General features: G+C 64.0%; 11 protein-coding genes, 1 tRNA gene and 2 pseudogenes. 7 read left to right on the top strand and 7 right to left on the bottom strand.

Features of this window, described 5'->3' with window-relative positions:
• Positions 1 to 5 precede the first annotated feature (5 nt).
• Positions 6 to 395: pseudogene (locus ACTU6V_RS10075) on the top strand (transposase); the annotation flags it as partial.
• Positions 396 to 778: 383 nt separating this feature from the next.
• Here ACTU6V_RS10075 and ACTU6V_RS10070 read toward each other — a convergent pair.
• The 5 genes and pseudogenes from ACTU6V_RS10070 to ACTU6V_RS10050 all read right to left on the bottom strand — a co-directional run bounded on the left by ACTU6V_RS10070 (position 779) and on the right by ACTU6V_RS10050 (position 3,545).
• Positions 779 to 1,471 (bottom strand): SMI1/KNR4 family protein, encoded by a 693-nt coding sequence (locus ACTU6V_RS10070; RefSeq protein WP_443475528.1) that lies wholly within the window; start codon positions 1,469 to 1,471, stop codon positions 779 to 781.
• A 59-nt stretch (positions 1,472 to 1,530) separates the two neighbouring features.
• Positions 1,531 to 1,665: pseudogene (locus ACTU6V_RS10065) on the bottom strand (zinc finger domain-containing protein); the annotation flags it as partial.
• A gap of 77 nt (positions 1,666 to 1,742) precedes the next feature.
• On the bottom strand, positions 1,743 to 1,919 hold the full coding sequence (locus tag ACTU6V_RS10060) for a hypothetical protein (RefSeq protein ID WP_443475527.1): 177 nt from the start codon (positions 1,917 to 1,919) through the stop codon (positions 1,743 to 1,745).
• Positions 1,920 to 2,187: 268 nt separating this feature from the next.
• The gene (locus tag ACTU6V_RS10055) at positions 2,188 to 2,631 is read right to left on the bottom strand and encodes an ankyrin repeat domain-containing protein (RefSeq protein ID WP_443475526.1); all 444 of its coding nucleotides are present in this window, start codon (positions 2,629 to 2,631) and stop codon (positions 2,188 to 2,190) included.
• 840 nt (positions 2,632 to 3,471) lie between these two features.
• Positions 3,472 to 3,545, bottom strand: a tRNA-Met gene (locus tag ACTU6V_RS10050).
• Positions 3,546 to 3,615: 70 nt separating this feature from the next.
• Here ACTU6V_RS10050 and ACTU6V_RS10045 point away from each other — a divergent pair.
• Positions 3,616 to 4,410, top strand: coding sequence for a carbon-nitrogen hydrolase family protein (locus ACTU6V_RS10045; protein ID WP_443475525.1), 795 nt, complete (start codon positions 3,616 to 3,618; stop codon positions 4,408 to 4,410).
• 105 nt (positions 4,411 to 4,515) lie between these two features.
• Here ACTU6V_RS10045 and ACTU6V_RS10040 read toward each other — a convergent pair whose 3' ends face one another.
• Positions 4,516 to 5,718 (bottom strand): aminotransferase class I/II-fold pyridoxal phosphate-dependent enzyme, encoded by a 1,203-nt coding sequence (locus ACTU6V_RS10040; protein WP_443475524.1) that lies wholly within the window; start codon positions 5,716 to 5,718, stop codon positions 4,516 to 4,518.
• A gap of 97 nt (positions 5,719 to 5,815) precedes the next feature.
• Here ACTU6V_RS10040 and ACTU6V_RS10035 point away from each other — a divergent pair, with 97 nt between their 5' ends.
• From ACTU6V_RS10035 to ACTU6V_RS10025, 3 genes are read left to right on the top strand one after another with little or no spacing between them, the layout of a single operon-like run.
• Positions 5,816 to 7,285 (top strand): S1C family serine protease, encoded by a 1,470-nt coding sequence (locus tag ACTU6V_RS10035; protein WP_443475523.1) that lies wholly within the window; start codon positions 5,816 to 5,818, stop codon positions 7,283 to 7,285.
• A gap of 50 nt (positions 7,286 to 7,335) precedes the next feature.
• Positions 7,336 to 8,589 (top strand): CDP-glycerol glycerophosphotransferase family protein, encoded by a 1,254-nt coding sequence (locus tag ACTU6V_RS10030; protein WP_443467135.1) that lies wholly within the window; start codon positions 7,336 to 7,338, stop codon positions 8,587 to 8,589.
• A complete protein-coding gene (locus tag ACTU6V_RS10025; protein ID WP_443467134.1) occupies positions 8,586 to 10,022 on the top strand; it encodes a CDP-glycerol glycerophosphotransferase family protein in 1,437 nt (478 codons plus the stop codon). Before ACTU6V_RS10030 ends, ACTU6V_RS10025 begins: the two co-directional genes overlap by 4 nt.
• Before the next feature lie 134 nt (positions 10,023 to 10,156).
• Here ACTU6V_RS10025 and ACTU6V_RS10020 read toward each other — a convergent pair whose 3' ends face one another.
• Positions 10,157 to 11,230 (bottom strand): glycosyltransferase family 2 protein, encoded by a 1,074-nt coding sequence (locus ACTU6V_RS10020; RefSeq protein WP_511198795.1) that lies wholly within the window; start codon positions 11,228 to 11,230, stop codon positions 10,157 to 10,159.
• Positions 11,231 to 11,279: 49 nt separating this feature from the next.
• Here ACTU6V_RS10020 and ACTU6V_RS10015 point away from each other — a divergent pair, with 49 nt between their 5' ends.
• Entirely contained in the window at positions 11,280 to 12,572 is a 1,293-nt protein-coding gene (locus tag ACTU6V_RS10015; RefSeq protein WP_443467133.1) for a CDP-glycerol glycerophosphotransferase family protein, read from the top strand.
• Positions 12,573 to 12,618: 46 nt separating this feature from the next.
• The gene (locus ACTU6V_RS10010; RefSeq protein ID WP_443475522.1) at positions 12,619 to 13,383 is read left to right on the top strand and encodes a biotin--[acetyl-CoA-carboxylase] ligase; all 765 of its coding nucleotides are present in this window, start codon (positions 12,619 to 12,621) and stop codon (positions 13,381 to 13,383) included.
• Positions 13,384 to 13,439 lie beyond the last annotated feature (56 nt).

Below are 13,439 nucleotides of genomic sequence, written 5' to 3'. Positions count from 1 at the left end.
GCACATCAATCGAGATGGCCCGCTGGTCACGCGGCAATCATCTTCCAGACCTGCGTTGTCACAGCGATGCGGGCAGTCAGTTCACGTCGATCCGTTATGGGGAGCGTCTTGCCGAGATCGGGGCGACGCCCTCGATCGGGACCGTTGGCGACAGTTTTGACAATGCCCTCGCTGAGACGGTGAACGGCTATTGCAAGGCCGAACTCGTGCGCGGGCCAGCGAAGACCGGGCCGTGGAAAACGGTCGATGATCTCGAGCTCGCGACGCTGGGGTGGGTGCACTGGCACAACACGAAACGACTCCATGGCTACCTCGGTGATGTGCCTCCAGCGGAGTTCGAGGAGTCGTTCTATGCTGGGGATACCAGCGCCAAAGAACTGGTTGAAATCAAATGAGCTGAGTCTCCACTAAACCCAGGGCGCTTCAGGCGCATTCGCCCCAAAATGTTGGGTCGAATGCGCCAGTTGCACTGCGCAGCAACCATCACGCCGTTTGCCGGGACCGTTGGCGGCGGTAAACGTATGCAGGCTGGCGTGCTCGGACGTGCTTCGGTGATCATCCGCAGGGCACGCCAACGGAATTCAGCCTCGTAATTCTTAGTCATGGTGTTCCTATCCTGTTAAAGATCGGAACTTTAGCCAGGCCAAATCAACCCTCGGCTACCGCAGTTTGTCACGCTGATCCACTGCGAGCGACCTCTCTTGTCTGCAACACGTCCCGCCGCGCACCATGTCGCTCAATCGACGAGCTATTCATAGCGACGATTGACACTCGTCGGCTACTCCTCGCCCCAAGCAACAAACTCGTCGCCCCGCTTGGGGAAGGGAGCAACGTGCTTCACTAGCTCTTCAGCATCAGCATGTTCGATAATGCTCATAGTTCTATCAGCATCGACTGCCACAGATCGCTCGTATAGCAATTCCAACGCGCTGATCTGATCGACTCTCAAATACGGACGGTGGGAGTGCAACCACAAACTCGCGTTGGCATGCGGGTCACCGTCTCCTAGGAACTGATCGCTATCAAACTCAACGAAGCTCATGATCATCTCCGTAGCAATGAAGTCCTGAAGGCTCGAGGCCAGATACTCGCCCATCTCGTCATCATGAAGAATCAGAACAACGGGTCCTACGCGATCGCCGGCTGCTTCTCGTTCAAAACAATATAGATCTCCGCCTGGCGTGCGCCCAAAGGGCAAGTACCCTTGCGCGGGATCGATCTTCCGATAATCTTCGGGATCGCACATCGCATCAAGCTCTTCACGGATGCCGTCACATGTGAGTGGCTCAAAATCACAGTCGAAGAAGAGAATCGGCACCCGTTCTCGCAGCAGCGGCGCTTGAGTCGAAGCCCAGTCTGGGCCGAAGGTACCCCAGTCGAGCATCCCATCGTCTGCAAGCCGCAAATATAGCTCAGGCCACGCAAGACCATATTCAGCAGCAAGCTCTATCAGGGCATTCGATCCGGGCATTCTCGAAATCCTACCACCGGAGGATGCGTTCCATACGCGTTTGGTGACGCGACACCGACTTAGCGTGCCCGCTGACTCCTCGGACAGAAGTGAGAGCCGCGGTTCATGAAGCTCTCGCGCACGATCGGCGTGCCGCAACGGTCGCACGGTGTGCCTTGCCGCCCATAAACGTGAAGGGATCGGGAAAAGTAACCCGGCTACCGCAGTTAGCTACGCTGTCGCGCGGAACATGTCCGGAGAAGTCCGATCTCCCAACGTTACCCGCAGGAGATCAGTCGGCTGCATCCTCGGCGTTGAAAGTCTCCTCCCGCACTGTGAGCACCGAGGGCGGCATGCCCTCATCCCACCCTGCCTCGTCCGCATACGCGTCGATATCGACGGACTTACCCGAGACTGGCAGGAAGAATTGCGGGGGAATCAGCCATGCCGGGCCGTCTGCCTCCGTCAAGGCTTCGGCGGTCCATTCATACCAGGGCGCAGTAGGATCACCGAGGGGAGTCGGGTCGTTCGCAGGATCATAGAAGACACCCGATCTCTCGATGCTCCCTGAAGTGACGGGTCTGCTGAAGGTGCCTCAGATACGTCATGCATTCAGTCCCGTAAGCCGGCCCTACAGCGGCCCCACGGCTGGCCTTGTCGGCCAAAAACGTGAAGAGATCGGGAAAAGTAGCCATGATCGCTCTTGGCGTTCTTCGAAACGTGAAGGGCTGGAAATACTACGCGAGCAATTCTCGTGGGGATACGCCGTGAAGGTTCTGAGCGTCGAGGTCTGCACCGGCAGAGACTAAGGCGCGTACCGAGGCCTCTTCGCTGTCCGACGCCACCATTGCAGCGCGCCACAGCGACGTATTGCCCCATTTGTCACGAGTGTCAACAGCTACACCGTGCTTCAGAAGTAGATTGATGATCTCTCGACGTTCGTTTATGACTGCTAGATGAAGAGCCGTGAACCCTTGCCGGTCCTGTAGTTCAGCATCGCAACCAAGCAGGATGAGGGACTCGACGAGCTCTGGCGGCGCATCGACGGCAGCAATCATCAAGAATGTGCGCCCTTCTTGATCCGCGACGTCAAGCCCCGATGCATTGAGAAACGCCGAAATTTCTTCGACATCCTGCCGGGCAAGCAGCTGATAAACCTTCTTTGCATCCAATGATGTCATGCTGCCAATGCTAGCCACCCACATAGGCGACCTGTGAAGTAAGCGCCACTTTCTAGTCCCAGGTCGCCTGCTGCCTGCGTCATCGTCGCAAGGCCTGGGGCTGACGCAGATTCCTGCAGACCAAATTCTCCAAACGCCATGCGCGTGCGAATATTGAACGCCGTCTCGGCACGCGTCGCGTGCACACCTTCAGGTAGCGGCGCTGCTACCTGAAGGTCAACAAGGTCTGGGAAACCCAACCTCTGGTCAGCTGTCGCTGTGTTCTTTGTGCGCCCATACGTCGCAGCTAGTGGGGCAGAAAGCCCGTCAAGAAACGCGCGAACCGGTGAATCGTCCACGTTGATGATCGTCTGCGAGAAGCCTGGACATATCCAGCATTGTCCGAACCCGCACTTGCATCCGTGGAGCCGTGTCAATATCGGCGAATGAAATCTCTCGGGCGTGTAGTTGAGTCACCCACCGTATACTTGCGCCGCGATAATTAGAGGTTCCGAGGTTAAAATAACCGCTCGTTCTGTGCGCAACTATCTGAGCCGGACATTGCACCTAATGCGTGCACTTCACGCTACGTTTCTTCGCGACAACGATTCGCATAAAGTCGAGTAATAGTGTGTAACTGTGAGGAACGAGGGCTCTGGCTTATCGGGTTCGAGTGCCTTTGGCCGTTAGCTTGATGAGTCGTTCGTTGTTATTCTCGCTCAGCGACCGCTGTCGTCGGGACGCGGCCTGGAGCTGGAGAGCGAAAAGTTTGTGTCCACTTTTGTGTCCGTGCCGACCAATCGTACTGGACAAAGCAAAAGGCCCCTGACCAGAAAATACCTGATCAGGGGCCAATCTCAGTTGCGGGGGCAGGATTTGAACCTACGACCTCCGGGTTATGAGCCCGGCGAGCTACCGAACTGCTCCACCCCGCGGCACGTCTTATAGCTTAGCACGCGTCTGAGGTACCGGACGCCACCGGCTGGGATGAGTGATGATGGGAGCATGTCCGATCTCGCTGTCGCCGTCTGTCAGTTCCGCCCGAGCGCTTCGCGCGCGGACAATCGAGCCCGCGTCGCCGAATTCACCGCGAAGGCCGCGGCCAGGGGTGCGCGCCTCGTCGTCTTCCCGGAGTACACCAGCTATTTCGTGGATCCGATGGATGCCACCCTCGCCGAGAACTCCGAGACGATCGAGGGCGAATTCGTCGCAGCGCTGCAGGACGCGGCATCCGCTCACGACGTCACCATCATCGCGGGCCTGGTCGAGAGCGCGGGGGAGCGCGTGCGCAACGCGCTCGTCGCCGTGGATGCTGCGGGGCTCCGCGCCGTCTACCGCAAACAACACCTCTATGACGCGTTCGGGCAGACGGAGTCGGATTGGATCGAAGCCGGTGAGCTCGACGAACCGCAGACGCTCGCCATCGACGGCCTGCGGATCGCCATGATGACCTGTTACGACCTGCGCTTCCCGGAGGTCGCACGCACCCTCGCCGATGCCGGAGCCGATGTCATCGTCGTGCCGGCGGAATGGGTGCGCGGACCGCTCAAGGAACACCACTGGACGACGCTGCTCGCGGCGCGTGCCATCGAGAACACCACGTACGTTGTCGCGGCAGATCACCCGACTCCGATCGGCGTCGGACACTCTCAGATCATCGATCCGCAGGGCGTCGTCATCGCCGGTGCCGGCACGGCAGAGGGCATCGCTGTCGCCGAGCTTTCCACTGCGGCGATCGCCAAGGTGCGCGAGACGAACCCGGTGCTCGAACTGCGCCGCTACCGCGTCGTCCCGCGCTAGCGACTCGACCGGGCGGCGGCGGTGGGCCGTGCGGGGGTCGCGTCTTGTCGCTAAAGCGTAGCCGTAGCGGCGAACTGCGACCCCTCCCGCTGCCGCACCCGGATGCTAGAATCCTGCAACGGCGAGGCGCGCTACGGCATCCTCGATCACTTCCACCCGCTTGCAGGCCGCGAATCGCACCAGGCCCGCATAGTCATTCTGATGCTCGCGGCTCACGAAGGCGCTGAGCGGAATCGCGACGACTCCGGCCGTCTCCGGAAGCGCGCGGCAGAAGGCCGCAGCATCCGCCCCGCCCAAAGCTGTGGCGTCGGCGACCGTGAAGTATCCGCCCCGCGGTGCGATGACCTCGAAGCCGGCCGCGCGCAACCCGTCACCGAGGATCTCGTGCTTGCGGAAGAGTGCGGCGGCGGCATCCGCGAAGAACGCATCCGGCATCCGTAACCCCACCGCGATCGCGGGCTGGAACGCGGATCCGTTCACATAGGTGAGGAACTGCTTCACCGTCAGCACCGCAGTGATGAGGCCAGCCGGGCCGTGGATCCAGCCGATCTTCCACCCGGTTGTGGAGAACGTCTTGCCCGCTGATGAAATGGTCAGCGTCCGCTCTGCGGCGCCAGGCAGCGTCGCCAGCGGCACGTGGGCGGTGCGGAAGGCGAGGTGCTCGTAGACCTCGTCGGTGACGATGACCGCGTCGTGCTTCTCTGCCAGACGCACGACTTCGGCCTTCACCTCACGGCTGAACTGGATGCCGGTGGGGTTGTGCGGATCGTTCACGAGGATGATGCGCGTCCGGTCGGTGACCGTCGCGGCGAGCGCGTCGAGATCCGGCTGGAAATCGCCCCGGCGCAGCGGAACGGTGCGCAGGCGTGCGCCGGCCAGCGCCACGGCAGCGGCATACGAGTCGTAGTACGGCTCGAAGACGACGACTTCGTCATCGGGGGAGTCGATCAGCGCGAGCAGCGTTGCAGACAGAGCCTCCGTCGCTCCGGCGGTGACGATGACCTCGGTCGCGGGATCCACCTCGAGACCGTAGAAGCGCTTCTGGTGCTCACTGATCGCGTCGAGCAGATCCGGGATGCCGCGGCCCGGCGGGTACTGGTTCGCACCGCGCGAGATCGCCTCGCGCGCGGCCTCGAGCACCTCGGTGGGGCCGTCTTCATCGGGGAAGCCCTGACCGAGATTGATCGCTCCGGTTCTCACTGCAGCCGCAGACATCTCTGCGAAGATAGTGGGCGCGACCGCGCCGTCTGCGGAGAGCAGGCCGGCACCGGCCGCAGTGCGCCGCCAGGCGCCAGGAATAGCACTCATGCAAACCAGGCTAAGGCCATAGGGAGCACTCACCTCGCCCATATCGAATGCACAGCTACACGCGGCACTCTGAAATGGCGTTGATGAAGGAGCAGACATGAATCAGAGCAACACCCCCGAGCAGCCCTCGTTCCCCGAGCAGCCTGCGTCGCAGACTCCGGCTGGCACAGGTGCCGGTCACCACGACATGCCCGCTGCGTTCACATCGCACGCGACTCCGCAGCATCCGGTCCAGGGCGCAGCGTTCGGCCTCCCGCAGACGGCCGACCCCCATGCGCAGACAATTCCTCTTCCGCCGTACGACAACCAGTACGAGTCCGCGGAGTACCCGACCCAGGGGCCGATGACCGCGACGAAGACAAAAGAGAAGAAGCCGTTCGGTGCAGGCAAGGTCGCAGCTCTCATCGTTGCGGCAGCCCTTGTCGGCGGCATCGCCGGCTTCGGCGGCAGCTACCTCGGCACCACGATGTGGGCGCAGCCGGTCGGCTCGACCGCGACGGGACCTGGAACCATCACGGTGAACAACCCGGGCTCGGTGAATGAGACCACGGCCGTTGCCACCGAGGTTCTTCCCTCTGTCGTCACGATCCAGGTGGCGGGAGCCCAAGGGTCGGGAAGCGGTTCGGGTGTCGTGCTCAGCGATGACGGATACGTCCTCACCAACACGCACGTCGTGACTCTCGGCGGTGCGGAGGCCAACCCAACCGTTCGTGTTTCCACGTCAGACGGTCACATCTACGACGCGGAGATCGTCGGCACTGATCCGATCTACGACCTCGCCGTGATCAAGCTCGAAGGGGCGAAGGACCTCACCCCGATCGAGTTCGCCGATTCCTCGAATCTCAACGTCGGTGACACCGCTGTCGCGGTCGGCGCTCCTCTGGGGCTGTCGAACTCGGTCACCACCGGTATCGTCAGCGCGCTGAACCGCAGCATCCAGATCGCCTCTGCGGCGCTTCCGGACTCGGCGGGGCAGGACGCACCCGATGACCAGGGCGAGGGCGATCAGGGCGGTAGCCCGTTCCAGTTCGATCTGCCCGGCACGCAGCAGCAGACGCCGAAGTCGTCGATCTCGATTTCGGTGATCCAGACGGATGCCGCCATCAACCCCGGAAACTCCGGTGGGGCGCTCGTCGACAGCGAGGGCAGTCTCATCGGCATCAACGTCGCGATCGCGACGGCCGGTGGCGGACAGGAAGCCGGCTCGATCGGTGTGGGCTTCGCTATCCCGTCGAACATCGCTCAGCGCGTGTCGCAGGAGATCATCGAGAACGGCGCGGCCACGCACGGACTGCTGGGCGCGACGGTGCAAGATGCCTCGTCGGTCGAATCGGCCGACGTCGCTGGTGCAGTCATCGTCGAAGCCACCCCGGGTGGGGCCGCGGACGCTGCCGGGCTCAAGAAGGGCGACATCGTCACCGAGTTCAATGGACTTCCGATCGCTGGAGCCACCGACCTCACCGCGCAGGTCCGTGCGGCAGCGGCCGGCAGCGACGCGACGATCACGTACGTTCGCGACGGCAAGTCGTACGAGACGAAGGCGACCCTCGGAGAATTGAACCTCTGAGCGCACACGCGTTCACAGATTCCGACGCCACCCCGCGATAGGCTCGCGGGGTGGCGTCCTTCTCTTTCGGCTCCGGCAACGCAGCGAAATTGCTGAGGATTCCGTTGTATGCCGCAGGCCGCATCGGAACCGTTCTCGTTCCCCGAGGGCGACGCTGGGTGTTCGGGTGCGGCGCCGGTATCGGCGACGGAGCTCTCGCGCTCTGGCGCATCGCCACCGCACGGGGGCATGACGCCGTGTGGCTGGTTTCTTCGCCTCGCGAGCGAGCGGATGCCGCGGCCCTCGGCATCCCCACGATCAAGAAGTCCTCTCTGCGCGGCTGGTGGGCCACTGCGCGCGCAGGCGTGCTCGTGGTCACGCACGGGCAGGGAGACGTGAACAGATACGCGACCTCTGGTGCGTTTCTCGTGCAGCTGTGGCATGGAATCCCGCTCAAGCGGATCGGTCTCGATTCGGCGGCGACGACCCAGGTGCCGAATGTCCCTGGGGCGCCGGTGCTGCGCCGGCTGATCGAACTTCTGTACCGAGCGACCGCGCAGCGGATCAGGCTGATGCCCGCGGCATCCGATCGCGCGCGCGGACGGCTGGAGTCGGCCTTCGCTCTCGGCGACTCACGCGTGGTCGTCACCGGTGAGCCGCGAGTGGACGTGTTGTCGTCTGGTTCTTCGCAGGAGCGGCGCGCTGCGGCATCCGCACTGCTCGAAGACGTGACGCGCGCACTTCCGAAGGACGCGCGCACGCTGTTGTACGCGCCGACCTGGCGCGACGGCGCCGAAGACCCCGCGATTCCCACGGCTGACGACTGGGTGCGGTTGATCGCTCTGCTCGAAAAACAGAATGCTGTGCTGTTCGTGCGTTCGCATCCGCTGGGCGCCGGCGGGTATCAGCCGCCGTTGCCGAGTGCACGGGTGCGGATGCTGGGCTCTGATCTTCTCGCCGACGTGACGCCGGCGCTGCCCGGCATCGACGTGCTCATCACCGACTACTCCTCGCTGGCCTACGACGTCGGACTGCTCGGGATGCCGGTGCTCTATCTCGCTCCGGATGCCGAAGAATATGCTCGCACGCGGGGATTCTACGGTCGATACGAAGATGTCGCCGGGGCCGACCTCGCACAGGACTGGCAGACCGTGACCAACCAGCTCGACACACTGCTGAGCGATGAGGGTGCGTTCGCCGCGCGTTCTGCGCTGTCCAGTACGCTCAGCGCACAGGTGCACGCGTATCGCGACGGACAGAACTCCGACCGCGTGTACCGCGCAATATGCGCGCGGGCGATCCCCGCGCCGAAGGGAGCACGATGACGACCATCCGCATCGACGACCAGACGGAGAATCTGGTCATCGCGGGTGACGGGGCAGCCCCCGCGCACGGCGTGCTCGAAGGCCCGCGCGCCAGAGTCGAGGCGACGCTCGCGGCCGACGAGGCGACGTGGACGGCGACCTTCCCCCTTCGCGTGTCGCGCTGGGGCGGCGAGGCGCTTCCCTTGCCCTCGGGGGAGTACCGACTGGACCTTGCCGGAGCCGACCTCTCTGACATCGAACTCGGAGCGCGAGTGCTGCAGGGTATGCGGATCGCGGCTCGTGGTGACCGCGTCGAGATCGCTCCTCCGCTGGAGCCCTTCTACGACACACGCGAGGGCCAGGCCGAACTCGAGGCGCAGTACGCGGCCGAAGCAGGCGGCGAAGAGAACGCCGTGTTCTTCGAGAGCTTCTACGGTCAGAGCGCGGGGTGCAATCCGCGGGCGATCGATCGCGAGCTCGCCGTGCGTGCTCCAAATGTCGTGCGCTACTGGAGTGTTGTCGACCTCTCGGTGCCCGTGCCGGACGGTGCGATCGCGGTGGTCGAGGGGAGCCCGCAGTGGTGGCGTGCGCGGGGGCATGCCCGGCTGCTCATCGTCAATGACTGGCTGCGGCGTCGTTTCGTGCGCAAGTCGGGGCAGAAGGTGCTGCAGACCTGGCACGGCACGCCGTTGAAGCGTCTGGCGCTGCATCGCCCCGGCTTCGACCCTCGGCGCATGGCCGCAGTGGTGAAGGAATCGCGACGCTGGGATGTGCTGCTGGCGCAGAACCCCTACTCGGAACGGATCCTCAAGAAGGCGTACGCGTTCTTCGGCAGACCGGTCTGGACGGACGGCTACCCCCGTAACGACATGCTCGTCACCGGCGACGGGTCAGCAACGCGAGCGGCACTGGGGATCGGTGCGGAAGAGCGCGTGCTGCTGTACGCGCCTACGTGGCGTGATGATCGGTCCGAGATGGTCGACTTCATCGACCCGCAGACTCTCGCCGAGCAGACGGACTCCGTGGTCCTCGTGCGCGGTCACTCACGAACCCTCAAACCAGGCAGAGACACGTCGGGTGCGCGCGTGATCGATGTGACCGGCTTTCCGGAGACATCGCAGCTTCTGCTCATCGCGGATGCGCTCATCACCGACTACTCCTCGGTGATGTTCGACTACAGCGTCACTGGTAAGCCGATGTTCTTCCTGGTTCCAGATCTGGATCACTACCGCGGGCAGCTCCGCGGCTTCTATTTCGATCTCGCCGAGCGTGCCCCTGGCCCACTGGTGAAGACGCAGGATGAACTGGTCGCGGCTCTTCTCGACGACTCGGTGCCTGGCCATTTCGCTCCGCGCTACGCGGCGTGGCGTGGCCAGTTCAACTCCCGCGACGACGGGAAGGCCTCCGAGCGGGTGGTCTCCCGCCTTCTCGACCTCGGCTTCCTCGCGCCGTAGAACACCGCAGGCCTGCGGCAGGGTCCATGGCAGGCGCGCGGCCAGGTCCGTGAGAATTGCTTTGTCGCACGAGACTCGTGTTCGCAACGCAATTCTCACGCTGCAAAGCAATTCTCGCGGCCGGAACGCGGCCGCTACGGCAGCGGAGTGTTCTGCGTGCCGAGCCGCGAGGCGTCGACGGTGCCGCGGGCGCCACGCAGCACGCCGACGATGAAGCCGTAGCCCCACGCGAGGTGCATCGTGGGCAGCACGGCGAGGGTCCAGACGCGCTCGCGCGCAGATTCGCCTCCGCCGGGTCGCAGCGCCATCAGGGCGACGAGCAGTGCGTACGCGATCAGCGGGAGGTAGACGATGGATGCCACCAAGGAGGCGATGCCGCCGAGCACGCGAGTCAGCTGCAGCGCCCCGACGATCACTGCGAGGACGACGCCCAGCAGAAGCGCCGGGGGAGCGAAGAAGCGCAGCCCGTTGCTGCGTCCGTAGCGTCTGACCAGCTCACCGCGCCACGCCCCTGTCGCCCGGAACTGCCGAGCAAGGCGCCACCAGCTCTCGCGGGGCCAGTAGGTCACCTGCAGCGCGGGGTCGAGCCACACCTTGTGGCCGGCCTGGCGAATGCGCAGGTTCAACTCCCAGTCCTCGCCGCGGCGGATGGTCTCATCGAAGAGTCCGACTTCTTCGAGCACCGAGCGACGCATGACGCCGAGGTAGGCGGATTCGGCTTCACCCTCGTGGGTCGTGCCGTGATAGGCACCGCCGCCGAGGCCGATGGGGGAGTTGTAGGCACGCGCGACCGCCTTCTGGAACGGCGCGCGTCCTTCTGCGTGCATCACGCCGCCGACGTTCGCAGCCCCGGTGCGCTCGAGCGTTGCGAGCGCCCGCTGCGCATAGCCGGGGGAGAGCTCGGAGTGCGCGTCGACGCGGACGATCGTCGCATACCGGCTCGCGCGGATCGCGGCGTTCAGGCCGACAGGGATGTGCGCATCAGGGTTGTCGACGAGGCGGATGCGATCGTCGCTCGCGGCAAGCCGCTGTGCAAGTTCTGTCGTGCCGTCCGTGGAAGGGCCGAGAGCGAGCACGAGCTCGCTGGGGCCTGCGAGCTCCTGCGCCAGCACGGATGCGACGGCATGCTCCAGGTAGGCCCGCTCGTTGAGCACGGGCATGATGAATGACACTCCGACCGGAGACGTTGTCGAATCGTGCTCTTCCACCTGTCGATCATGTCATGGCGTGCCAGGCGCACACGCGTAGTCTTAACAGGTGGGTGCTGTTCGGGACTTCAAGAAGGCGTATCGTCTGCTGCGCAAGGCTCTGCGCTCGCGCAAGGCGGTACAGCGGGTCCGGCGCCATGTGAAGACCCTGCCGCCCATGCCAGAGGATCACTTCAAGGTCGCGGTGTACTTCGCCGATGGTGCAGTCAACATGTACCAGATGCGCCAGTGGTATCAGCCGCTGGCCGAGCTCGCCAAACAGTGGCCCGTCGTCGTGATCGCGCGAAACGCCAATGGCGCCGAGAAGCTGATGGATGAGACCGAGATCCCCGTCGCCTTCGTTCCTACGGTGCGCGACGTCGAGCGCTTCATCGCAGAGCAGGACATCCGGATCGTCCTGTACGTGAATCAGAACACCCGCAACTTCCAGATGTTCCGCTATGGCCGGCGCTGGCACGTGTTCATCAACCACGGCGAGTCCGACAAGATGTACATGACCACGAACCAGTACAAGGCGTACGACTACGCCTTCGTGGCAGGTCAAGCGGCGCGCGATCGCCTCAGGCGCACGCTGTGGGACTACAACATCGATCGACGCACGCTCGAGATCGGTCGCCCGCAGGCCGATCACTACTCCGGAGTTCTGCCGTACACCCCTGACGAGCGAATCGTCGTACTGTATGCGCCCACCTGGGAAGGCGACCGTCCGAGCGCGCACTACGGGTCGATCGCCACGCACGGCGAGACTCTCGTGAAGGCGCTGCTGGCCACAGGACGGCACCGCGTGATCTACCGTCCGCACCCGCGCAGTGGCGTCGTCGATGACGCGTACGGCGCGGCGCACAAGCGCATCATCGCCGCCGTCGCAGAAGCGAATGCATCCGATCGCGGCGCGCAGCACGTATTCGATGATGGTCCCGAACTCGGCTGGCAGCTGGCGGCAGCGGATGTCGCGATCGTCGACATCTCGGCGATGGTCTACGACCGTCTCGCGGTCGGCAAGCCGCTGATGATCACGCGTCCCCTGGATGAGAACGCTCAGGTCGACACCGGCGGATATTTGTCGGACTGCGAGTGGCTGACGGCGGATGCCGCATCCGCGATCGTGTCGGAGATCGACCGGGTCCGCGCCGACGAGCAGGCGATCGCCAAGCTGCAGATGTGGGTGCAGCACTACTTCGGCGACACGACGCCGGGAGTCGCGACTGCGAAGTTCCACGCTGCGATCGAGCAGCTCATGTCGAAGTGGGAGCTGTGGCAACAGCGCGAGATGGGCGTCGTCGTCCCCGATGAGGATGATGACGACGAAGAAGACAAAGACGACGAGTCTGAAATCCACTGACGGGTTCGCCGAGTCCGAGCTCAGAGGCGTGCGTAGACTGACGCGCATGGACTTCGCGCAGGCCGCAGCTGTCACGTCCAGACTTGAGGTTCTGGCGGAGTCGGCGTCGACGAATGCCGCGTTGCGCACGCTGTCCGCGGATGCTGAGGCGTGGCCGCACCTGTCCGTCATCGTCACCGACAATCAGACTGCCGGCCGCGGGCGCCTTGACCGGTCGTGGATCGCGCCGGCGGGATCGGCGCTGGCAGTGTCGGTGCTGATCCGCGAGCTTCCCTCGCGCCCCGAAGCGATCGGCTGGATTCCGCTCGTTGCGGGGTTGGCGATGGCGGATGCCGTGGCCGCACAGCTCGCAGGTCACGAGGTGGCAGTGAAATGGCCGAATGACGTCCTCGTCGATGGCCACAAGATCTGCGGCATCCTGGCTGAATCGACCGGGACGGCCGTGATCGTCGGCAGCGGTGTGAATACGGCAATGGCAGCCGACCAGCTTCCGATTCCCACAGCCACGTCGTTCGCGGCACTCGGTGAGGTCTGTGACGGTGATCGCCTGATCACTGACTACCTGCGCCGACTCGATGGGCTACTCAGTGCACTCGTGGCGTGGGAAGACTCCGATCGCAGCGGCATCCACGACGCCGTATCCGCACGTTGCGCAACGCTGGGGCGCGAGGTCGACGTGGACCTGCCGGACGGATCGATCGTGCACGGCACAGCGACCGGGATCGATGCGGATGGCCGACTTCGCATCGATGTCGCCGGCGCCCTGCACGTCGTCTCGGCTGGAGACGTCGTTCACGCTCGGCTGACGTAACGACGCAGCCGAGGCGAACACGGCGCGGTGCGGCCAGAGATGTCGGTGCCTGAAGG

The organism is Microbacterium zouquanmingi, from assembly GCF_052266675.1.
Classification (GTDB): Bacteria; Actinomycetota; Actinomycetes; order Actinomycetales; family Microbacteriaceae; genus Microbacterium.
The sequence above is the reverse complement of the archived record's forward strand: the minus strand, read 5'-3'. Positions and strand labels throughout refer to the sequence as shown.

What these genes read in the sequence shown, in the direction of transcription:
- ACTU6V_RS10070 (WP_443475528.1), bottom strand. Translation starts at nt 1,471, where the DNA reads ATGCCCGGATCGAATGCCCTGATAGAGCTTGCTGCTGAATATGGTCTT.
- ACTU6V_RS10055 (WP_443475526.1), bottom strand. Translation starts at nt 2,631, where the DNA reads ATGACATCATTGGATGCAAAGAAGGTTTATCAGCTGCTTGCCCGGCAG.
- ACTU6V_RS10045 (WP_443475525.1), top strand. Translation starts at nt 3,616, where the DNA reads ATGTCCGATCTCGCTGTCGCCGTCTGTCAGTTCCGCCCGAGCGCTTCG.
- ACTU6V_RS10040 (WP_443475524.1), bottom strand. Translation starts at nt 5,718, where the DNA reads ATGAGTGCTATTCCTGGCGCCTGGCGGCGCACTGCGGCCGGTGCCGGC.
- ACTU6V_RS10035 (WP_443475523.1), top strand. Translation starts at nt 5,816, where the DNA reads ATGAATCAGAGCAACACCCCCGAGCAGCCCTCGTTCCCCGAGCAGCCT.
- ACTU6V_RS10025 (WP_443467134.1), top strand. Translation starts at nt 8,586, where the DNA reads ATGACGACCATCCGCATCGACGACCAGACGGAGAATCTGGTCATCGCG.
- ACTU6V_RS10010 (WP_443475522.1), top strand. Translation starts at nt 12,619, where the DNA reads ATGGACTTCGCGCAGGCCGCAGCTGTCACGTCCAGACTTGAGGTTCTG.